Below are 22,786 nucleotides of genomic sequence, written 5' to 3' on the forward strand. Positions count from 1 at the left end.
ATATAAAAAATGTTTATAGGGGGCGTTTTGATGACTAACTTACGTAAAGATTATTTAAAAACTATACAAAAGATAATTGTTAAAGTTGGTTCTTCTACTTTAACTTATAATAATGGGCTCTTAAATCTTTCTCATATAGAACATTTGGTAAGACAACTTGCAGATATGCACAATCAAGGATACAGCGTTGTTCTTGTAAGTTCTGGGGCAATTGGAGCAGGCATGGGAAAATTAGGCCTTAAGGAAAGACCTAAAAGCATCCCTGAAAAACAAGCTGCGGCTGCGGTGGGTCAAGGTATACTTATGCATATGTATGAAAAGATATTTTCTGAATACGGCAAAACTGTTGCTCAAGTTCTTCTAACTAAAGAAGACATGACAAATGAAGTCCGTAGAGAAAATGCTCATAATACTTTTTCTGCTCTTTTGAATCAAAATGTAATTCCTATAATAAATGAAAATGATGCCGTTGTGGTAGATGAAATAAAAGTTGGAGATAATGATACCCTTTCTGCACTAGTATCTGAACTTATTGAAGGAGATTTACTTATACTTATGTCCGATATAGATGGTCTGTATGATTCAGACCCTAGAAAAAATAAAGACGCAAAGCTTATAAGTACAGTTGAAAAAGTTACTGAAGAAATCGAAGCATGCGCAGGTGGTGCTGGAAGCAATCTTGGTACAGGCGGCATGGCTACAAAAATCAATGCTGCAAAAATTGCTACAGCTTCTGGAATATCCATGGTAATTGTAAATGGAGATAATGCAGAAGTACTAGGTAAAGTTATTTCAGGAGATGAAGTAGGAACTTGGTTTAAAGCTGACGTAAAATAAGGAGGAATACACATGGAAAACTTACAAGAATATATATTAGGCATTGGAGCAAAAGCTAAAGAAGCTTCTAGAAAGCTTTCATCCTTAGATACAAATTCTAAAAACAAGGCCCTATTATCTATGGCTGAAGCTTTGAAGAACAATGCTTTAGAAATTATTGAAGCAAATAAAATTGATTTAAAACTTGGAGAAGAAAAAGGATTAAACAATTCCCTTTTAGATAGACTTCTTATAAATGAACAAAGAATAGATGCTATGGCTGAAGGTTTAAGGCAAGTGGCTGAACTTCCAGATCCTATCGGAGAAGTTATAAGCGCCTGGAAAAGACCTAATGGCATAACTATAGGACAAAAGAGAGTACCATTAGGAGTTATCGGAATAATATATGAAGCTCGTCCAAATGTAACTGTAGATGCTGCAGCTCTTTGCTTAAAATCTGGGAATGCAGTAATACTTAGAGGTGGATCTGAAGCTATAAATACAAATATGGCTATAGCTAAAATACTTAGAAGTTCTCTTATATCCTGTAATCTTTCACCAGATTTTATACAACTTGTAGAAATTACAGATAGAGAAATTGTAAATATAATGCTTAAATTAAATCAGTATATAGATGTTTTAATTCCTCGCGGTGGTGCTGGACTTATACAAACTGTAGTTAAAAATGCCACAGTACCTGTTATAGAAACAGGAGTTGGTAACTGCCATGTGTTTGTAGATAGCTCTGCAGACCTTACTATGGCTGAAAATATCATAGTTAATGGAAAAACTCAAAGACCTGCAGTATGTAATGCAATAGAAACAATTCTAATTCATAAAGATGCTGCGGAAGAATTTGTTCCTAAAATCACAAGTACTTTAAATAAGTTAGGTGTAGAGCTTAGAGTTTGTGAAAAAACTAAAAAAATAATAGCTGCTAATAATATTGAGGCAAATGTAAAGCCTGCAACTTCTGAAGATTGGAATACAGAATATCTGGATTTGATTTTAGCAGTTAAAGTTGTAGACTCCTTAGAAGAAGCAATGGAACATATTTATAACCATGGAACTAAACATTCCGAATGCATAGTTACAAATGATTATAAAAATTCTCAAATCTTCTTAGAGACTATAGATGCTGCAGCAGTTTATGTAAATGCTTCTACTAGATTTACAGACGGCTTTGAATTTGGTTTTGGTGCTGAAATTGGAATAAGCACTCAAAAGCTTCATGCTAGAGGACCTATGGGGCTTCCTCAACTTACTACTATAAAGTATGTAATAAATGGCAGCGGGCAAATTAGATAGCACTAATAATTAAAGGATTGAACCCTATAAGCTATAGGATTCAGTCCTTTCTACATATAAACTTGCCACTTGCCATGTGAGTGGCACTTTACTTTTCTATATAGCAGTTATTTAACTCAAGATACTGCCCATCTTTTATTGTTATATATGTATCACCTGTAAAATTGTCATTTGCAAAGATATTATCATATCTATCTGTGATTGCATAATATCCTCTACTGCCAAATGTTTTTACTTTGTAAGTTCCAGTTGGGATATCAACTCCAACTTTTAAATATCCAATATATCTTCCGTTAGAGAAGGTAATGTCAGGAGATGCATTAACAGGATGCATTTTTGCATTATGTAGATACATATAGGTTCCAGATTGTACACTTACATATCTAGGATACGCAAAGTTATCATTATTAATGATGTCTCTGCCATTAGCATCAGCAGTTATAGCAAAATAACCACTTCCTTCTGGAAATAGAACATACTCACCCTCTGGAATATCCACTCCAACTAAATAAGTTGAAGGTAAATGAGTTATTATTTTCTTTTGTACAGTAACAGTGCAGCTCGCTGCCTTATTTCCCTCCACTGTTGTTGCTGTTATTACTGCCGTACCACTGCTTATTCCAGTTACCCTTCCTGCAGCATCTACTGTTGCTATATTCTCATTTGAAGATGTCCATTTTACCCCTTTATTTTCCGCATTACTCGGAAATATAGTTGCTGCTAAAGTAACTGCTTCATCTATGCCAAGTGTATTAGAGGTCTTGTTTAAAGTTACAGAAATAACATTAATAGCACCGCTTACAACATTATCAGCCACTATATCAGAAACTACTCCAGTTCCACCTAAAATTATTACATTGTTATATGTATCATGCTTAGCTTTTATTGAAGACATTACTGAAGAATCCACAGAAGTTCCTACTAAAATTAAAGGAGAGTTACTTAAGGCAGCCAGCGCACTTCCACATAAAGCATCTGGATAATTTGCACCTGATGCAACATAAACCTTATCATAATTAAATTCATTTGAAAACTGGTTTAATACTGCGGCATTAGTTCCATATCTGCTGCTTCCTCCAAGTCTTGTAACATTCTTTAGCTGTGAAGCTATCTTATCACTTACAACCCCACTTCCTCCAACTATGTAACTTTTTTCATAAGACTTATTTGACAAAAAGCCCTTAACCTGATCTGATAAATCTGCTTTATCTGTGAGAAGTATTGGCATTCCTCCTTGGGCTGCAACTGGAGCTATAGATAAAGCATCTGCAAATCCAAATCCATTGGTTACAACTACACCGCTGCTTTCTCCTAGATTTTTAGCTACCTCTAAGGATGTTTGAAATCTATTTTTTCCAGCAATTCTAGTAGTTTCAATAGTCATGCCCTTTATTTCAGAATTTACGCTATCTGATACAACACCAGTTCCTCCTACTATAAACACATTTTTTACATTGAGTCTTTTCAACTCATTTTTTGTGTTTAAATCTAAAGTATTTTTGCCAGTAAGTAAAATTGGTGCATTATACTTTTTAGCTAAAGGTGCTGCACAAAGCGCATCTGCAAATCCTTCTCCACTAGCTATTACTACGTAATCAGAAGTTGTCCACCCTTTACCTACAATTTCAGCTCCTGTTTGATACCTATTGTTTCCTGCAAGCCTGTCCTCTAAATTTGCCGCATTAACTTGAGATGTTAATGATACAGTTAAAGACAACGTTAGCGTTGAAACAACTCTTAACATTATTTTCCTCATTTTTGTCCTCCTTTATTAACATTTTATGACTATGTTATTATATTCTATTTGAATGGTTCTCACAAGTATAGAAATTAAAAATAAATGACTCTAAAATAAAACATCTAGATCATAAAATATATGTTCTACAAATTTACAAGTGAATAAGAAAAGAGTATTTTCACAAACTATTTCTGAATAAAAGTCACAAAATTGAAGGAGAGTATATACAATGGCCGGAAATAGAACGATTTGTACTGCTTGTGAAGGATGTAAAGACGAGCTTTATAAAATCCTTTCTTCTGTATGCGGCTGTACGGAAGTTTCACTTAAAACTGTAATTGATGCAGTTAAAAATGGTGCTGATACTGTAGAAAAGGTTGGTGAAGTTACAGGAGCAGGTACAGGAGAGGATTGCGGAAGATGTAAGCCTCTTATTGCAAATATAATTGAATTAGGCAGATAATAATACAAGTCTAGTTAAATATAGAGTTTAGAGCCCTATGTTTCTAAGCTCTATATTTAATTGATACATATTTATGTTCCTTTAGATGCAGGCGTTATTAAAAATTATCGTTAGCCTTTCTTGCGGATATAATCAGCATCATTGGTCTACGTAATTCATCCACCATCCCTGGAATGGTATGAATAAGCTCTTCTGCTGGTTTTGGCTCAACAAGTCCTGTTATTTCAAATCCCGCTTTTATAAGAGAATTTACGTATGTTGTCAATGTTTTATGATACTTTGTAACTTCCTCGCCCAAAAAAACAGCTTTACGCTCCCCTGGATTAACTCTCTTATATCAAATTTAAAATACAAACTACTAATTTAATAATTATTAAAAAATCTTGAATAATAAATAACCATACTAATTCTTGTTAATTTATCACCCGAATTATGATATATATGAGGTTGGTCAGCTTTTAACCTTATAGAATCCCCTTCCTTCACAGTAAATTCTTCATTATTTACTCTTATAGTTAACTCACCATCGAAGACGGTTATAAATTCTTCTGTGCCTTCTCCATGGGAATCCGCACTTAAATACCCACCTTTTTCTATCTCAACAGTATACATTTCAAATTGTCTTTCACTCTCATAAGGAAAAAATGGATATACTTTATATTTCCCATTATCTTCAACTAATGGATTGATACTTTCTTTGTGAATAACTACAGCATTTTCTTGCGTGGATTTTATCAATTCAGTAAATGATATTTTTAGCCCATTTGCTATTTTCCAAGCAGTAGTAATTGTGGGGTTTGATTCACCTCTTTCAATCTGACCAAGCATGCTCTTACTTACACCAGTCATCTGTGCTAAATTATCAAGGCTCAATTTTCTATCTTCTCGAATTTGTTTTAAGTTTGTTGCTAATATCATATTTAAATTTTCCAAAATACTTTCACCTTTCCTTGTGCATTATAACGCACATATTATATAATTATATTGTACGCATTTAATTTTTGTTAGGGGGCTTCAAACAATGTTTAGTTTATCCGCATTTTTATCCTATGTGTTTGTATCCAATTTTACACCAGGACCAAATAATATTATGGCTATGTCCAATGGAAGTAATTTTGGATATAAAAAAACGTTTAAATTTGTTTTAGGTGTTACTACTGGTTTCGGAATAATCATTTTGTTATCTAGTTATCTTAATTTAATTTTACTTAACTTTATTCCAAAGATTAAATTATTTGTTGATTTTGTTGGATTTGTGTATATGGCTTATTTAGCTGTAAAGATTTTAAAAAGCAAACCTCAATCAGATGATACCATATCTAACAACACGAATACTTTTCTTATAGGGATGGCTATGCAGTTTATTAATCCAAAAGTGATAATTTATGGCATAACTGTAACCTCAAGTTTTATAATACCATACTATAAGACAAATTTATCACTCTTTTTATTTTCTATTTTTCTTGCATTAATAGGATTTATAGCAAATTCCTGTTGGACACTTTTTGGTGCTTTATTTCAGAAATTTTTAATGCAATATACAAAACTTTTCAATACTTTTATGGCATTACTCCTAATATACAGTGCAATATCTATTATAAATTAGTTTATTTGATCATATCTTAAAATCTATTAGTCCTGTTTATTATCAATTTAAACAGGACTAATGCTTTATAATATTATAGTTTTCTTATCTCTAATTTATTTTTTATGACCGGTCACTAGCTGCAAATTCTTCATAATATCTACATATTGTTTTGTTATTTTGTAGCTATTAATTTAAGGAGGTGCTCTATGGTTGGCTTAGCTTTAGCTCAATGTATCCAAGCATGTGATGCTTTAGGACAAAATTTAGCAAGATGCATATCAATGATGTTAAATATGTAATTAAAATTTTTATAATTTTTCACTTAAAAAAGACTTGTGATTTAAATTATCACAAGTCTTTTATTAAACTATTAACCTATATATTCAAATGGTTTCATTAATAAACACTACTGTCCTTATATATTTAACCTTATATATTTAAAATCACTTCTTTAAAGGCTTCAATTTATCCTTATATTCTATGATCCTTGTTTAAAGTTCTTTAGCATTCTAATATAATGATTTGCTTCCCTAACCACGTGGTCACCAAGCAAAGGAAATGCAATAGATTTAATTTTACATTGTGTAAGCCCTTCCGTACCCTGTCTTTTAAAATCTCGAATATCAATTGTATTTTTAAGACTCTTTTCAGTTACCGCTGGCAAGAGGCCTAAATTATTAGCCAAGTTTTTAGCCTCAGCTGTAAGTTCATCGAATTTTCTTCCAAAATCATTTGCAGTGTCAAATAATTTATCTTCAGTGGGATCTAAGAGTCCTCGAATAAATTTTGAGTGCTCAGCCATTATCCTATTCCAAAAAGTTTCCTGGAAGGCAGCTTCTCTAGCTAAATCTATCTCTTTTCGACTTTGCAATATTCTAAGTAGTCTTAAATAAAATTTTGCTTCTCTAAGAATATGATCTATAAGTAATGGGTAATTTGAGGTAAACATCCTGCAGGATAGCACATCTCTTAAGATTCTGCTCTTGAACATTGCAATTTGCTCTGCAGCTTTAATTGCTCTATTGTTTAAATCTTCTACCATTCTTACAGTATTCATGGTAATTTGTTTTGGACTACTGCTAGCTAATGATGCCTCCATTATAGTTATATTAGGATCAATAAAAATATCAGTGTAAAATTGAGTCTCTCTTTCTGCTAGTAAAGTCAAATCAGTTATAAGTTCTCCTGAGTTTACTGTTTCCTGACTAATTATACCATCAGACATACAAATAGTTTCTACTAACAATTTACTGAATATATTCTTTAATATTTCTGCTTGTTCAATGAATGGGTGATCTCTTGTAGTAAATCCCGCTTCTAAAAAAATAGAGTGCTCCTTTGCAATTCTCATAAAAAACAAGTTTAGCTCCAAAGATTGTCTTACAAATTCACTATTTGATAACATATTAAACTCCTATATTATTTAATCACCCTAATATATATTATTAACTCGATTAACTTATTACTATTGAATAAAATATAGGCACTCATTGTATATAAATGAATTAATTTTCATTACTACATATTAAGATCCATTTTACTCATAACAATTATATATACCTTCTTCTCTTTTCCTTTTTGCATTACCACTTACATAAGACCCCTCCACTATATTTTTATAGCCCTTCTTGTGGACGATACTCTTAATATAATCTACGTGTGGACATCTATCGTAATGATAATTGTCGGTTACCATGCAAGATGATAAGTGAACTATAACCTCATCTTTACTAATATTATTTTTCTTATATAACTTATTCGATAAATGTTCTAATTTGGAGGCAACTCCCTTTCCACAGCATCCACCACAAGTAAATGAAATATATCTTGTAGTATCCTCGTAATCCTTAAAAACTTCATCCTTATTGTAAAAAGCATTTGTACATGCAAATCCACTACACCTTCTGTGTGCAATATCGCACTGAATAATAACCACATATTTAGTATTCATACTTACCCCTCCCCATATTCTTAACTTTAATTTACCTACATATTATATCTATAAAAACGATTGTTTTGGTTATACGAAAATCCAAATCCTTTATAGAATCCATCAAGCTCACCTATGGCGATCAGCCCAATAATGGCGCCTTCTATACAATTACTATCAATGTAATCCATTATTTTTTTCATAATCAGCGTACCAATCTTCTGCTTTTGATATAAAGGTAAAACCATTATATCCTGTATGTAAAAAACTGTTGCACCATCACCGACAATTCTGCCAAAGCCTATTATAGTACCTTGGTCTTCCACACAAACACAGTAAGTTGAATTATTCAATCCTTCTTCAATTTTACCATGCTGCAGTACTTTCCAACCAATAGAATTCCTGAGTTTAATATATTCTTCAACTAAGGGTTTCCTTTCACTTATTGTAACACTACTCATATTTAAATCCTCCAATTTTCAATCCTTTTTGCAAAAATGAAGCAACACAAACTGGCTTATTTTCCTCAAGCACTACTCCCATCCTTTACAAACGTCAACCCATGAAGAATAGTTCGAGTACTTCTCGATTTCATCAATCGTTAATTCGATTGCACTATTACTGCTTCCACAAGCTGGAAACACTGTTTTGAATCGTTTTAGAGAATCATCAAGATAAACAGTGACACCATCATTAATACCAAATGGACATACACCTCCGACAGCGTGACCTATCAAATCAATTGCTTCATCTGGTGTAAGCATCTTTGCTTTCGTTGAAAATTGTGCCTTATATTTTTGATTATCTATTTTGGTATCTCCTGCTGCTACAATTAAAATAGGTTTTTCACCTACCATAAATGATAAAGTTTTTGCTATTCTTTCAGGTTCACAGCCAACTGCCTGTGCAGCTAATTCAACCGTTGCACTTGAAGCATCTAATTCAAGTATTTTATCTTCCACGCCCCATGTCTTAAAATATTGTCTTACTTTTTCTATTGCCATAATTGCCCCTCCACATTTATAAGATATATACTTTGTTTTCTTTTATCTATAATTATAGCTTAATTTTAATATTATTATATAAAATATAGGTATTCTTTGTATATAGATGAAATATTTTTCAATGACTCTCTTAAATAGTAAAAAATAAGAGAGGTGCTTTAAAACTAATTAGTTAGTTTTAAAGCACCTCTTAATTAATTAAAGATCCTTACTAATGAAACCTTGACTTGCAGACTTTGATTTATCAAAGAACACGCCAATTAACATAATTCCTGCAAAAGTAATAAGATACCATACAACTGCCATTTTATGAGAAAAACATGCCGCAACAATCATAAACAGGCATCCACAAATTGCAAGGATAGGAGCAACAAAACGCTTAAAGACTCCCAAATCCTTTTCATTTTTAATAAGCATAATGAAAATTGGAATATATGCAGCATAAATTGTAACGATAGGTAGCTCTGTCATGTCAAAGTTAAAGAAGCCGAACCACGACTCAGTAAGCTGTGAGCCATAGAAATAAAGCAGCCATATCCCGCAAAACAGCAAACCAAGAATAGCAGAGTTTGTTGGCATATTTGTTGCCTTATCCACTTGCTTGTATACGTTTGGAGCAGGTCCCATATCACGAGCAGCCAGAGCATATATACCACGAGTACAGCCAAGCATGAGACCGTTCAAAGTCCCCAGACAAGAGATTACAACGAATACGAATAACGCAGTACCCCCGACCTTTGAGAAAACCTTCTCAAAAGCTATTCTTGCACCTTTCTCACCACTCTCCATCAAGGCTACGTTACTCACTGCTCCTGAAAGTCCGATATAGTAAAGTATATAGGTAATAACTACAATAAGTGTTCCAATGACAAGAGCTTTAGGGAGATTTTTCTTAGAATCCTTCAATTCAGCATTGATAGAGGTTGCAATAATCCATCCTTCATATGCAAACGCAGTGGCTACAACAGCCGTAAACAAAGCACCACCTGTGCTGACTTGTTTAGTTACAGTGGTAAAGTTTGCAACTGTCATACCAGTGGATAATCCTACGATGGTACCGATAACGGCCATGATGAATAGTGGAATCAACTTAATTGTGGTAGATGTTACTTGGAACTTGCCCGCAAGCACAGGGGACAATGCATTGACAGCATAACTTGTTACAAGATAAAAACCGGTAATTGCTAGCGCCTCGGGACCAACAATAGAAAAATCCAGCAGTACACAGGTATAACGAGCTGAGACCCATGCTAATGCAGCGGTAAGAGTTGGATAATATATAGTAGACATAAACCATCCGATGTAATAACCATACTTTTTACCCAATGCAACCTCTGCATAATCTACAATACCATTAACATACTCATAACGGGTTGCCATAATGGAAAATGTGTAGGCACATACGACCATGATTGCTCCACCGATAAGCCATGCTAGGATACCTAACGTCAAGTTGCCACCAGTTGCAGTAAGGACCTTTTCTGCCTTAAAAAACACCCCGCTTCCAATAACGATACCCACTACCATAGCAATAGCGGTGATTAGACCATACTTTTTGTTAAGATTTGATTCCAACTTTCATCCCTTCCTTCTTATAATTTTAATAATGCCAAAATATTTGTTCCCACAGATTTACATCTATGCAAACTTCAACATTTTTATACCAATTTATGTTATATATTTATGATAAAATCATTTACCCCTAGTTGTCAACAAAATAAAAGAAGAATCCCTATTATTTAGAGACTCTTCTTCTTTATTGTTTCCAATTTGCCATATTATTACTTTTAACATTGTTATCTTAATTGTAATTAGTCTTAAAATAAAATTACACCTTCATAAAATCAGACTTTTTTATTGTGGCAGGAGTGACTAAGTCACCATAAAAATTTTTTGCTTCTCCTGTGACTTCGCATCCGAACTTTTCTAACATCTTTAAAGTTATATATCTTGCTTCAATAAAGATTTTATCAACCTCAAGATCAAAAAGTTCATTTAATGAAAATATAGCTATTTTTTTACCAAGACCTATACCACGTAATTTTTTGTCAACAGCAAATCTTCCCCAATGCCATTTATTCTCTTCTCTCCAACCTGCAGCCACTCCAACAATATCTTCACCAGCTCTTGCACACCACCAAATTGGATTAAACTCTTCATTTATAGGTATTAAGCTTTCAGGGATATTCTGCTCGCTCGTAAACACGTCTGTGGCTAACTTGATTGCATTTTTCATATGATTTGATGAAACTTTTTCTACTATTATTCTAGCATCACTTTTTATAAGACTATTCTTTAATGCAAGAATACCAAATTCCTCTTTATTCATATCTTATACCTCGATTTTGTTGATATTATTAACAAGATTGTACTATGCTTGGATATATATTACAAGCTGTAGCACTACTTTAATAATGTAAAACACATTTTTACCCTTCTTGTGTTTATTTTACTCATACACTAACTTATATTTAGAAATATCCAAAATCAAAACAAAATCTAAATTCTTTATCATCTAAAATCTTTCTTACTTATGCTGCTAATCTTTCTTACTTCTATACTCTGTAGGTGTTATTCCTTCTATTTTTTTAAAAACTTTAGTGAAATACCCACATTCATAATACCCAAGTTCTGATGCAATATTTACAATAGGTATATCTGTATTCTTAAGCATCCACTTAGCTTTTTCTATTTTATGTTTTGTTACATAGGTTGTAAAATTCATTCCCATTTCTTTTTTAAATAACTTGCTAAAATAATATGGGCTAAGATTTGAAACACTTGCTACATCTTCTAGTAATACTTGTTCTCCATAATTTTCTTCAATATATTTTAAAGCTGGTTCTAATGCTTTGTTTAAACATTTTTGCTTTGCAACATCATTTTTCTTTACTTCTATATTATTTTGTGGTGTTTCTGAAAATATCAATGTTAAAATATTATATATATAATTACCAATAGACTCCATATCCTCAAAGAATTCAAATTTATATAAGGCATCTTCTTTATTTATCCAATTGCCGTTTCTAAATTTAAACTTAGATGCTACTTTAATCATCTTTTCTGAAAGCAACTCAACCTTCTGTTTAAAATACGATGCATCTTCATTACTTGCTAAGATGTAGCTTTCAATAATGTCATTTAATAGCAATTTTGCATCATTTTCTTCTTCAGATATAATCTTATCTATCAGCAATAATTCTTTCTCTTTAATTCTACTCTTATCAATTTTTAAATTATCAATTTGAATGCGTAAAACTTCTAATAATTTCTCACCTTTAACAGGTTTTAAGATATAATCATTTACCCCTAAAGTTAAAGCTTTATGTATTAAATCAAAATCATCATATGCAGTAAGCATAATGATTACCTTATTTTCATTTTGTTTTTTTATAATTTCTAAGGCCTTTATTCCGTCTATTCCTGGCATTTTTACATCCATAAATATTATATCTGGATTTAGTTTCATATCAAGATCTATTGCCTCTCGTCCATTTCCTGCTTCTCCTACAACTGTTACCTCATTTTTAAGTTTTCCAAGCATTATCTTTAATACTTCTCTTTCCAAGATCTCATCATCTACTAATAATATCTTATACATTATAGGTCTCCTGTACATGTCTATTTTGGTAAAATAATTTTAACCTCTGTACCTTTATCTATTGCACTATTTACATTTAGATAATATTTATCCCCATAGTGGTATGTGAGCCTTTGTCTTATATTAATAATTCCTATTCCACTTGAAGTATTTCTTCTATATTCTTCATCTTTCCCCTCATTTATTAATTCAATCATACTATTTTCAATTCCTACTCCATTATCTTCTATGCATATTACTATAGAGTTACCAGATTCATAAACGGTTATTTTTATTACACCGCCTTCTTCTTTTGACTCTAATCCATGGATTATAGAGTTTTCTACAAAGGGTTGAATAATCATAAAAGGGACTTTAACTTTTTTACATTCTTCTTGTACATCAATATAAAATTTTAATCTCGATCCAAACCTTACCTTTTGAATTTGTAAATAAGCAGTTACATAATTAATTGCATCTTCTAATTCTACCATTTGATTTACTTTCTTTAAAATATACCTAAGCATTTTTGCTAAATCACAAATAACGTCGTGAGTTTTTGGTGCTTCTTCAATTAAAGCCAGTGCAGAAATGCTATTTAAAACATTGAATAAAAAATGAGGATTTACCTGGGATTGTAACGCCTTTAGCTGAGCAGATTTTAATTCCTTTTCTATTTCTATTTGCTCTCTTTTTGCTTCCATATACTTAATATTTTTTTCATTCAGCTCCGTTTGCACTATTTTTAAAGCACTCTCATTTACAATATAATTACTAATATGAAACATCATCTGAACAATGGACTCAATTCTATCAAAGGGTATAGTTGGTAACCCTTTATACGCTTCCATAAGTTCTTTATCTTGTTCAATATTAGTATTGCATTGAATAATGCTCTCTAACTCTGCCCCTTTACTCTCATCGGTCAAGACCTGACCTGCCATTAATGCTCCTAAATATTGACCTTGTACAGTAATAGGTACTGCAAAATCTACTAATCCCATGTGGCACTTATATATATATGGTTTACCTTTTCTTACTGCCTCAAGACCACCCCTTGAATCACACTTTTCGCATAATTCTCCAAGCCTACTGTCTTTACGTACAATACTACAAAAATCGGTACGCCTGCTGTGTCTAGTTACAGGTTTGCCTTTATAATCCGTTGTAATAATTGCAAGTCCAGTTGCATCTGCTATATCGTCCTGTATCTTTTGAAACACTTTAATATCTATAATATTCTGCAAATTAAGCGCGTAATCCAATTATTCATCCTCCACATAATTTGTTTTTATAAATCACTGCCTAAATTATATTAGAACTACCGATAAAATTCAATAACATTAAATGCGACATTTTAAAATAATGTCGCATTTTTCTAGAATATAATACTGTAACTTACTGCTGCTATTATTCCTCCAAGTATAGGAGCTACTACTGGAATCCATGCATAGCCCCAATCGGAATCCCTTTTATCTGGTATAGGTAAAATCTGATGTGCTATACGTGGTCCTAAGTCCCTAGCAGGATTAATTGCATAGCCAGTTGTTCCTCCTAAAGTAAGTCCAACGGCCCAAACTATACCCCCTACAACTATAGGAGCTAATCCATCAACCATAGGTGTATTTGCAATACCTAATATTCCAAATACTAAAATGAAAGTACCAATTACTTCGCTTATAAAGTTTGAAGCTGTGTCTTTTATTGCTGGACCTGTACAAAACACGTCAAGCTTTGCATCCTTATCTTCGGTAGCTTCAAAGTGAGGTCTATAAAATACCCAAACTATTACTGCTCCTAAAAAACCACCAACAAATTGAGCTGTCAAATAACTAGGTACACTTCCCCAAGGGAATTTCCCTATTGCAGCAAGACCAAGTGTTACTGCTGGATTAAAATGAGCTCCACTTATAGTTCCAAATATAAAAACTGGTATAGTTACTCCTAAAGCCCATCCTGTTGTAATAACAATCCATCCTGAATTTTGAGCCTTTGTTTTATTAAGTACTACATTAGCAACTACTCCATCTCCTAAAATTATGAGAATCATTGTTCCTAACATTTCTGCTAAAAAGTTTTCCATATCTTGTTCTCCTTTATAAAAATAATGTTTCTATAAACTCTACTCTGTATAATACCCTTGATTTTTACATCAAGGGTATCAATAGTACTTTGACTTTAAGTTTTACTAAAACTAAAATGCAGCTTTAAGTATTGAAATTATGTCTTTTTCATTTCCTTTTCTTGGGTTACTGAATGCATTACCATCCTTTAATGCCATTTCAGCCATGTATTCAAAGTCTTCTTCCTTAACTCCCATTTCCTTTAAGCTTGCTGGAATTCCGATATCCTTTGAAAGTCTGAACATAGCATCTATAGCTTTTTCAGCAGCTTCCATAACTGATAATCCAGCAATGTTTTCTCCCATGAACTCAGCAATATCTGCAAATTTCTGTGGGTTTGAAATTAAGTTGTATCTTTCTACATGTGGAAGAAGCATAGCATTAGCTACTCCGTGCGGCATATCATATAATCCACCTAATTGGTGAGCTATAGCATGCACATATCCTAGGTTAGCATTGTTAAATGCCATACCTGCTAGTAATGATGCATATGCCATATTTTCTCTAGCTACTAAGTTATCACCTAAAGCAACTGCTTGTCTTAAGTTTTGAGCTATTAATTTGATAGCTTGTATTGCAGCTGCATCTGTTACTGGGTTAGCATCCTTTGAAACATATGCTTCAACAGCGTGAGTTAAAGCATCCATTCCTGTAGCTGCTGTTAATCCTGCTGGTTTCTTAACCATTAACATTGGATCATTGAAGGATACTAAAGGTAGGTTTCTCCAGCTTACTATAACAAACTTTACCTTTGTTTTTGTATTAGTTATAACGCAGTGTCTTGTTACTTCACTTGCTGTTCCAGCTGTAGTGTTTACTGCAACTATTGGAGGAAGAGCATTTGTTAAAGTTTCAATTCCTGCATAATCATAAAGATCTCCTTCGTGAGTTGCAGCAATACCTATACCCTTACCACAGTCATGAGCACTTCCCCCTCCAACTGTAACGATCATGTCACAAGCTTCACTATTAAATACTTCTAAACCTTCTTTTACATTTGTATCCTTTGGATTTGGCTCTACTCCATCGTAATATGCAACTTCTATTCCAGCTTCAATTAAGTGTTTAGCAGTTAACTCAACTGCTCCGCCTTCCATGTTTCTTAAGAATTTATCTGTAACTATTAAAGCTTTCTTACCACCTAATATTTTACATCTTTCACCAACTAGGCTTATGCAGCCAGCTCCCATAAAATTTACACTTGGAACTAAATAATCATACATTCTCATTTTATATTTCCTCCTAAAGTTTTTATATTTATATAATTGATGTTTTATTTATTAAATACTTCTACAGCAGCTTGTGCTATAGCCATATCTTCTTCAACAGTTCCACCGCTTACTCCAACTGCTCCAACTACTTGTCCATCTACTATTATTGGAAACCCACCGCCAAAAGTTACTATCCTACAGTTGTTAGTTAACTGTAATCCATAAAGACTTTCTCCTGGTTGAATGTTTGGAGTTACTTCATGAGTTCCTATTTTTAATGCTGCTGAAGTAAATGCTTTGTTTACAGCTATGTCTACACTTGTTATAAATGCATTTTCCATTCTGTGCATAAGCATTAAGTTTGCACCTGCATCTACTGCTGCAAATACTACTGGTACATTCATGCTAGCAGCTTTTGCTTCAGCTGCCGCAGCCATTTCTTTTACTATCTCTAAACTTAACTGTTTTATTTCATTTAGCTTTTTCATAATTCTTATCCTCCTTCATAAATAACTTTATTATCTTTCTTCTTCAAATCTAGCCATAGCATATAGGGCATCTGAAAGTCTATTTACATATTTTTTAACTTCTTCTCGAACCTTATCTTCTCTGCCCAAAGTGATTATTACTCTCTCAGCTCTTCTTGCCACAGTTCTTGCTACATGAAGCATTGCTGATACTCTATTCTTTCCTGGAGTTACAAAACCCTTAAAAGCCCCTGCATTCTCCATGTACTTATCTATAATTTTCTCCAAAATATCTATATCACTTTCCTGAGTTACTTCCTTTAGATATTTCATCCCATTTTCGTCACTAGCAAGCTCTGCACCTAATACAAATAACTTTTTTTGAATATCTATTATTTCGGTTTTAAGCTTTTCATCTTCCATAAAGGAATAAGCTGCTCCCATAGTAGAAATTAATTCATCTATAGTTCCATATGCTTCTACTTTTAAACTGTCCTTTTCTGCTCTACTGCCTCCAAATAAGGCAGTACTTCCTTTGTCTCCAGTTCTCGTATAAATCTTACTCATATAACCACTCCATAAAATTTACTTAAAAGCTATTCCCTTAACCAATCTTCCTGCATTAGCACCTAAATTTCTTAGAATTTTTTCTTCAGAATTTAAGCTGCTTATAAATAATGGACTTTCTTTTTTTAGCTTATTAAAGGTAAGTGCTATTTTACCATTTGAATGAATTCCTATACCTACAGCTAATCTTGAGTCTTGAGCAGCCTTATAACTTAACTCTACAAAATCTGCTTCATTTTGCTCTTTAACTTTATAAGGTATACCTTCCTCCTCTATTCCAAATAACACTTCATTAAAGGTGGATATATCCTTTATTTCAGAGGAGTAATAAATATATATACTTGGCTTATCATACTTATATTCTCTCATTAGTTACCTTCCTCATTTCCATTAAAGGCTAATATAAGTCCTGTAGCTACAGCATTTCTTGGTCCTTCAGTGCCTCTTATATTTCCTCTTCCAGCTACTACCCCGTACTGAGATAGTGCATCTGTTACCAGTTGAGGCACTTCAAAGTCCAGTGAAGAACCACCTACTAATACTACAAATTCTATATCTCTAATGTTTCCAGTTGGAGAAACTATACTCAATGCTCTAAGGCAATTAGTAACAAATACTTTTTCCTTTGCACTTCTTCTTATGATTTTTATCTTTTCTAAAGAGGTTTGCCCATCTATAGGAATTAGCATTCCTTCTTTTAATATAACTACCTTTGCAAATACAGAAGGGTCTAGTGGATTTTCAAAAAATTCTACTGTTCCATCCTCATGTCTTATATGGAATAAACTTTCAACCTTTGCTAAAGGATATTTCTTAATGTCTTCAGCTAAATTAAAATCTTCTAGCCCAAGTTCTGATTTAATTAGCATTGTTACCATGTTTCCCGCACCAGCTAAATGTATAGAGCATATTTGATCCTGCTTATTTATTATTGATGCATCAGTTGAACCAGCACCCATATCAAGTATTGCAAGAGGCTTACTGCTTCCTGGAGTAGTTAGAGCTCCTCTGATAGCCATGTCAGCTTCCACTCCTCCAACTTCTACAGTGACATTTAACTTTTCCTGAAGCTTATCTGCAATCATTTGCATTTGAAGCTTATCTGCCTTAACCATAGCAGCTATTCCTACTGCATTTTCCATGGAAAACTCTTCTGCGAGCCCACCTTTAACCTTTTGAGGTATAAAGGTATCTACTGCTAAAAGATCTTGAATCTTTATATCAACTATTTTCTGCTTAGTAAGCTTTGCCATTACCTGTCTTACTCTTTCAAGCATTCCACCAGCATTAGTTCCACACTCACCTTTTATATCCTGTACAGGAACGCAGAGTTTAACGGCTTCCATTATCTTTTCAGCGCCCTCTTCCACATCTACCATTTCTTTTCTCTTTAGCCCGTCTATGTGGATTTTACCTGCTGGAATTCTTTTTTCCTGCACATCACCCTTAGGTGTTTTTATAACCACTGCAGATCTATTCCCTATAAGTGCTCTGGATACAGGAACTATAAGTTTTGTTTCCTCCGAGGTCAATCCAAATACTGTAGCAATACCATAAGGATTTGATAATGTTTCAACTACTCCACCCTGCTCTGCTACCTCTACGGCTGCTTTCATCCCCACTGGAACCTTTTCTAAAAGCATTACTTCATCTACAATAGGTATCTTTTTTTCTAATCTATTATTTATTAAAACCCCATCATCTCTTTGAACCACAGCAGCTGTTATGTTTATTCCCTTTTCTACAGCTGCATTTATTCTCATAGCTGCCTCTATGAAATTTACCTTGCTTAATATCAAAACTATAAATTGGTCCTCTTTAGTCAATTCTTCTAGTTTTAATTTATCTAAGTCTTCAATATATATAGTCTTTCCTACACCAAGGCCTATTCCCCCTGGCGTAGTTGGATTATGCCCAATCATAGTAGATTCTGTTATTATAGTTTCAGTTATAGTTTCCATAGCTACATCACCTATAACTGGTGCCGCCTCATTTATTCTTACCAAATCTAGATCTGTAAGTTCCATGGATACTTTTTTTAAAGCTTGCTTTAAGGAGGAAAAAACTCCTTGTATATTTTCTTCTGTACCCTTTATTCCTGTTGTTTGAACAATTCCACTGGAAAGAAAATCTACCTTACCATTGTATACTCTAGCTAAAGCTACTTCTGTTGTTGCATTTCCTATATCAACACCTGCAATAATCTTCATATATTCCCCTCCTTAATTAAAGCTTACCTATTCTTGTCTTAACTTTTCTCTCTTTTCATAAACTTCTGCTGCTTCTCTTACAAAGTCTGCATTTACTTTTGCTTTATATTTATTTTCAAGTTCTTCTGCTATATCTAAAAGTTCTTCTTTTGTAGAACGATATGGTCTTAAAGCGTTATAAATTTCTAGTATTCTATCATCTGGAACTGCTATAAGCTCTGCTGCTCTTCTAAAGTTTCTAGCCATAGCATGTCTGTTCATTCCTTCTGCTATTTGAGCCTGCATTTCTAATGTTTCTGGTGATATTCTAACGTCCTCAGGCTTAATTTCTCCACTTAGTACATTTTCTAAAGTTACATCTTCTAACTTCTTTCCTGTTGGTGTTTTTATGATTTCAGGATTTTTAGTAGCTAAAGGATAATCCTTAGGATTCATCTTTCTCTGTTCCATAATTTTTTTCTCCCTCCCAAATTAAAACTTAACTTCTATTTCTAAAGGTTTTGCTCCAACTCTTACATGCTTAGTTTCTTTGATATGAAGTAAAGCTGCTTTTGCCATAAACTTAGGTCTTGCCATTTGATCATTTTTAATTGGAACTGGCGTTGGGGATTCCCCCTTAGCATACTTTGCTGCATTTTTTCCTATTAATCTAAAAATTTCAAGTGTTAAAAGTGGTGCTTGTGAAAATAGTTCTAAATTATTTAAAGGAAGTAAGTCTTTTTGATGAATAACTGTTGTTCCCTTTGACTGAACTCCTATTCCTATTCCAGATCCGCTGAGCTTTGCTGCATCATTAGATACAAAGGAAACATCAGAAGTTCTTATTATCCTAACCACGCGGGCAGTTAATCCTTCTTCTTCTACCCCTGCTATAATTTCTCTTAACACATCGCTGTGACTAACACCTGCTATAGTTTTGTTTTGGAACTTTAGAAAAGCTGGTGCTAAACCTATAACAACTTCATCTGCTTTTGTTCCAACTTTTGCTTCACCTACTTCTGTAAGCTGAAGCTCTGGTATAGCATATTCATTTGATACATTCTCCATAATCTTTCACCTCTATCAATTATTGAATATCTTCTGGATTTATTACATTCTTAATATCCTTGATTTCTTCCCATCTCTCTTTGCTTATTCTATAGCCTGTTCCTGGTCCTCTATAATCATTGATATCATTAACTGCGCTTATAACATCAAAGTTCTCATCAAGTATTGCTGATGTCTGTAGATAATCTCCAGTTACTCTTTGTTTAAGCATGTTTAATACGTTACTTGCAATATCATCAAATCCATTTTTGCTTAATGCTTTAACTATATCTATACCAGTGATTCTCTTCTTAAGCATTTCTTCTGCTGCCTTTAAGTCCTCAACTACATTTCTTTCTGGCATATCCTTACTTCCGTGAGCATAAGTTGCAGCTTCAATTTCTTCATCAGTTACAGCCGGGAATCCTAATTCTGCAAATACTGCTTGTATTGCTTTTGCTGCTTTATTTCTTATTGCAATGGTTTCTTCTTCTGAAACTGGTCTTAATCCACCATCTACCATTAAGTCTCTTTGAAGTACGTTGTAATCATCAAAGTCTTCTGCATCGAAGTTTGAGCCTGCAAACATATTGTCATAATTAGGAACTGCACTATATCCTGAGAATATAAAATCTGTTCCTGGAAGCATTTGCATAAGTGTTCTTGCAGTTCTTCTTATGTCAGAGTGTGAGAAAGTTTGGTCATTTGCTGAAGCAACTTCTATATCAAGCATAGTAGTAATTAAGTTTTCAGCAAGTACTGCTCTTATTCCTGAAGGAACTGCTCCTGTCATACCTATACAGCTAACTGCTCCATTTTGAAGCCCTTGAACCCCAGCCCCTTTTGTTATGTATATACATCTTGCCTCTAAGTAAAGCATTGATTTTCCTTCTGAATATCCCATTAATGCTTCTGAACCCGTACCTGATGTAAATCTCATCTTAAGCCCTCTTGAAGCATAGGATGATGCTAAGAATGCTTTTGACCATGGGGTATCATCTCCATCAGTAAATACCGCTTCAGTTCCATATACTGAAACTGTTTCAGCATAGCTTGTAAGTCCTCTCATACCAAGGTCAAGCTCTGTAGCTTCCTCTATTGCACATTGAGTTAAAACTCCTCCACGTCCTACCTGGGAACCTATAAGTATTGCTAATGCATTAAATGGTGCATATCTTACTATACCAACTGTAGTTTCTTGTTCCGAGAAGCCTCTAATAGCTGCTTCTGCTGCATCTGCTGCAATTTGCACTGGGTTGTCCTTTAAATTTGTAACATGGCATTGATTTGATGGAGTTTTCCTAGCTCTCATCTTTTGAAGTGCCATCATCATTTCAACTACGTTCATGTGTGATACAACTTCTACTATCTTTGCTGGTGTTATTGATGTTGTTATATTTACAATTTCATCTCTGCCAACATTTATATCTACAAGCATTTGAGAAATTTTTAACGAATCTAAGTTCATTGATTTTTCAGCGTTTTCTAGGTTTATTGCATAGTCTGCTATAAATCTATCTATTGTATCGAAATCTTCTCTTTTCTTTCCATCAAGTTCTACTACTACTCCATTTTCGATTTTTATAGAAGGCTTAGGATCATTTGGGCTATCCATTGCTATTATTCCTTCTTCTGGCCATTCACCTATAAGACCGTCTTGGTTTACAGGACGCTGTGCTAAAACTTGAAATCGTTTTGATCTCATTAATTATTCCTCCCTTTTCTTACACTTACTATTTATTATTAATTTTCTATTTTCCTATGGATTGTTACTTTTTTATCTATATAATAATGATACAATAAACTTGTTTAAACTTTATCAAACTATATTGGCATGTATTTGTACATTTTTGTCTGGTTTAAATTGGCTAAATTTGCACTTGTAAATTCTTGCTATAGACAGTTGTACTTTTTTGTCCTACCTCCCCTCTAACCTGTTTATAAATAGGAATCTCACCAGTTTTAATTGAGCACAACTAGCAAAATAATTTAAAGTTTGTTATAATTTAATAAATAAACTCATGAACCGGGATGGGGTAGCTAGGGTTCCGCCTTACAATAGTTAAGGGCATGTGACCGAGGGCTACAGATTCTGCTGAGGCAGGAGGCACCTATTGGCATAAAAGGCCCGAGGGGGAAGGTTCGGCGTATTTCTCATGCGCTGAATCTTTCCTCTCGGGCCATTATTTTTAAGGAGGTATATTTATATGGTTGAAGTTAAAGAAATTTGTCCGGGGGTAGCTATAGTTATATTTAATAAAGAGGGCCAAGTACTGCTGCAAAAAAGAGCAGATGTGAAACTTTGGGGAATACCTTCTGGGCATGTAGAACCTGGAGAAACAGTTAGAGATGCTGCAATAAGAGAGGTATTAGAAGAAACAGGCCTTCAAGTTGAAATAACTCGATTGATTGGAGTTTATTCTGAACCGAGTTCCCAAATCTTCAAATATCCAGATGGACGTATTACTCATTTTGTAACCTGTTGTTTTCAAGCTGAGGTAGTAGGTGGCAATCTTACAATTTGTCCACCAGAAACACTGGATTTACGCTATTTCCCCTGTGACAATTTACCATCAGATATCTTAAAAATGCATCCGCTGTGGCTATCAGATGCTCTTACTCCAACATTGGAATCTTTTGTCCGATAACTCATTTCTATAAAAATACCGTAGACAATCAGCCTTTTCAACTGGGCTGATGACTACGGGTGTAAAGATTAAATTTATATTCATATCAATTATTATATTTTCTTGCT

General features: G+C 33.6%; 23 protein-coding genes and 2 pseudogenes. 5 read left to right on the forward strand and 20 right to left on the reverse strand.

All coding sequences use genetic code 11. From position 1 onward, the window contains the following. The first annotated feature begins 30 nt into the window (after positions 1–30). Both proB and BSD9I1_RS10475 read left to right on the forward strand, forming a co-directional pair. Positions 31–837 (forward strand): glutamate 5-kinase, encoded by an 807-nt coding sequence (gene proB / locus BSD9I1_RS10470; RefSeq protein ID WP_186430254.1) that lies wholly within the window; start codon positions 31–33, stop codon positions 835–837. 12 nt (positions 838–849) lie between these two features. Beyond that, positions 850–2,124 carry a glutamate-5-semialdehyde dehydrogenase gene (locus BSD9I1_RS10475; protein WP_186430255.1) on the forward strand — a complete coding sequence of 425 codons (1,275 nt, stop codon included), beginning with the start codon at positions 850–852 and terminating at the stop codon, positions 2,122–2,124. Between the two features lie 88 nt (positions 2,125–2,212). On the opposite strand, the gene BSD9I1_RS10480 is transcribed toward BSD9I1_RS10475, so the two are convergent. Further along, entirely contained in the window at positions 2,213–3,880 is a 1,668-nt protein-coding gene (locus tag BSD9I1_RS10480; RefSeq protein ID WP_186430256.1) for a cell wall-binding repeat-containing protein, read from the reverse strand. A gap of 211 nt (positions 3,881–4,091) precedes the next feature. On the opposite strand from BSD9I1_RS10480, the gene BSD9I1_RS10485 reads away from it, so the two are divergent. Further along, positions 4,092–4,325 carry a (2Fe-2S)-binding protein gene (locus tag BSD9I1_RS10485; protein ID WP_186430257.1) on the forward strand — a complete coding sequence of 78 codons (234 nt, stop codon included), beginning with the start codon at positions 4,092–4,094 and terminating at the stop codon, positions 4,323–4,325. 97 nt (positions 4,326–4,422) lie between these two features. Here BSD9I1_RS10485 and BSD9I1_RS10490 read toward each other — a convergent pair. Continuing rightward, positions 4,423–4,644, reverse strand: a pseudogene (locus BSD9I1_RS10490) (SAM-dependent methyltransferase); the annotation flags it as partial. Between the two features lie 44 nt (positions 4,645–4,688). After that, the gene (locus BSD9I1_RS10495) at positions 4,689–5,258 is read right to left on the reverse strand and encodes a helix-turn-helix domain-containing protein (protein WP_186430258.1); all 570 of its coding nucleotides are present in this window, start codon (positions 5,256–5,258) and stop codon (positions 4,689–4,691) included. Between the two features lie 88 nt (positions 5,259–5,346). Here BSD9I1_RS10495 and BSD9I1_RS10500 point away from each other — a divergent pair, with 88 nt between their 5' ends. After that, entirely contained in the window at positions 5,347–5,931 is a 585-nt protein-coding gene (locus tag BSD9I1_RS10500; RefSeq protein WP_035305559.1) for a LysE family transporter, read from the forward strand. Positions 5,932–6,391: 460 nt separating this feature from the next. On the opposite strand, the gene BSD9I1_RS10505 is transcribed toward BSD9I1_RS10500, so the two are convergent. The 17 genes and pseudogenes from BSD9I1_RS10505 to BSD9I1_RS10590 form a co-directional block, all read right to left on the reverse strand. Further along, entirely contained in the window at positions 6,392–7,318 is a 927-nt protein-coding gene (locus tag BSD9I1_RS10505; protein ID WP_035305557.1) for a DUF2935 domain-containing protein, read from the reverse strand. 132 nt (positions 7,319–7,450) lie between these two features. Continuing rightward, positions 7,451–7,864: a CGGC domain-containing protein gene (locus BSD9I1_RS10510; RefSeq protein WP_035305554.1), complete on the reverse strand. Its 414-nt coding sequence runs from the start codon at positions 7,862–7,864 to the stop codon at positions 7,451–7,453. A 35-nt stretch (positions 7,865–7,899) separates the two neighbouring features. After that, positions 7,900–8,304, reverse strand: a complete 405-nt coding sequence (locus BSD9I1_RS10515) for a GNAT family N-acetyltransferase (protein ID WP_186430259.1) — start codon at positions 8,302–8,304, stop codon at positions 7,900–7,902. Positions 8,305–8,376: 72 nt separating this feature from the next. Further along, a complete protein-coding gene (locus BSD9I1_RS10520) occupies positions 8,377–8,847 on the reverse strand; it encodes a YbaK/EbsC family protein (protein WP_035305546.1) in 471 nt (156 codons plus the stop codon). 198 nt (positions 8,848–9,045) lie between these two features. After that, on the reverse strand, positions 9,046–10,422 hold the full coding sequence (locus tag BSD9I1_RS10525) for an APC family permease (RefSeq protein WP_035305543.1): 1,377 nt from the start codon (positions 10,420–10,422) through the stop codon (positions 9,046–9,048). A 253-nt stretch (positions 10,423–10,675) separates the two neighbouring features. Continuing rightward, positions 10,676–11,167: pseudogene (locus BSD9I1_RS10530) on the reverse strand (GNAT family N-acetyltransferase); the annotation flags it as partial. A 219-nt stretch (positions 11,168–11,386) separates the two neighbouring features. Beyond that, positions 11,387–12,448 (reverse strand): response regulator, encoded by a 1,062-nt coding sequence (locus BSD9I1_RS18915; protein ID WP_242966456.1) that lies wholly within the window; start codon positions 12,446–12,448, stop codon positions 11,387–11,389. Positions 12,449–12,468: 20 nt separating this feature from the next. Then, positions 12,469–13,692, reverse strand: coding sequence for a PocR ligand-binding domain-containing protein (locus tag BSD9I1_RS10545; RefSeq protein WP_186430261.1), 1,224 nt, complete (start codon positions 13,690–13,692; stop codon positions 12,469–12,471). A 113-nt stretch (positions 13,693–13,805) separates the two neighbouring features. Then, positions 13,806–14,510, reverse strand: coding sequence for an MIP/aquaporin family protein (locus BSD9I1_RS10550; RefSeq protein WP_186430262.1), 705 nt, complete (start codon positions 14,508–14,510; stop codon positions 13,806–13,808). Between the two features lie 111 nt (positions 14,511–14,621). Continuing rightward, positions 14,622–15,779, reverse strand: coding sequence for a 1,3-propanediol dehydrogenase (gene dhaT, locus BSD9I1_RS10555; protein WP_035305526.1), 1,158 nt, complete (start codon positions 15,777–15,779; stop codon positions 14,622–14,624). Between the two features lie 44 nt (positions 15,780–15,823). Then, complete coding sequence (locus BSD9I1_RS10560) at positions 15,824–16,249, reverse strand: heme-binding protein (RefSeq protein WP_035305523.1); 426 nt, start codon at positions 16,247–16,249, stop codon at positions 15,824–15,826. 30 nt (positions 16,250–16,279) lie between these two features. After that, complete coding sequence (locus BSD9I1_RS10565) at positions 16,280–16,795, reverse strand: cob(I)yrinic acid a,c-diamide adenosyltransferase (RefSeq protein WP_186430263.1); 516 nt, start codon at positions 16,793–16,795, stop codon at positions 16,280–16,282. Between the two features lie 18 nt (positions 16,796–16,813). Next, entirely contained in the window at positions 16,814–17,164 is a 351-nt protein-coding gene (locus BSD9I1_RS10570) for a glycerol dehydratase reactivase beta/small subunit family protein (RefSeq protein ID WP_186430264.1), read from the reverse strand. Further along, positions 17,164–19,005 (reverse strand): diol dehydratase reactivase subunit alpha, encoded by a 1,842-nt coding sequence (locus tag BSD9I1_RS10575; protein ID WP_186430265.1) that lies wholly within the window; start codon positions 19,003–19,005, stop codon positions 17,164–17,166. Before BSD9I1_RS10575 ends, BSD9I1_RS10570 begins: the two co-directional genes overlap by 1 nt. Positions 19,006–19,032: 27 nt before the next feature. Continuing rightward, the gene (locus BSD9I1_RS10580) at positions 19,033–19,455 is read right to left on the reverse strand and encodes a diol dehydratase small subunit (protein ID WP_035305513.1); all 423 of its coding nucleotides are present in this window, start codon (positions 19,453–19,455) and stop codon (positions 19,033–19,035) included. A gap of 21 nt (positions 19,456–19,476) precedes the next feature. After that, on the reverse strand, positions 19,477–20,052 hold the full coding sequence (locus BSD9I1_RS10585; RefSeq protein ID WP_035305510.1) for a propanediol/glycerol family dehydratase medium subunit: 576 nt from the start codon (positions 20,050–20,052) through the stop codon (positions 19,477–19,479). 19 nt (positions 20,053–20,071) lie between these two features. Next, positions 20,072–21,736 carry a propanediol/glycerol family dehydratase large subunit gene (locus BSD9I1_RS10590; protein WP_186430266.1) on the reverse strand — a complete coding sequence of 555 codons (1,665 nt, stop codon included), beginning with the start codon at positions 21,734–21,736 and terminating at the stop codon, positions 20,072–20,074. A gap of 502 nt (positions 21,737–22,238) precedes the next feature. On the opposite strand from BSD9I1_RS10590, the gene BSD9I1_RS10595 reads away from it, so the two are divergent. Then, positions 22,239–22,679, forward strand: coding sequence for an NUDIX domain-containing protein (locus BSD9I1_RS10595; RefSeq protein WP_186430267.1), 441 nt, complete (start codon positions 22,239–22,241; stop codon positions 22,677–22,679). Positions 22,680–22,786 lie beyond the last annotated feature (107 nt).

The organism is Clostridium sp. BSD9I1 (assembly GCF_900185645.1).
Classification (GTDB): domain Bacteria; phylum Bacillota; class Clostridia; order Clostridiales; family Clostridiaceae; genus Clostridium_AK.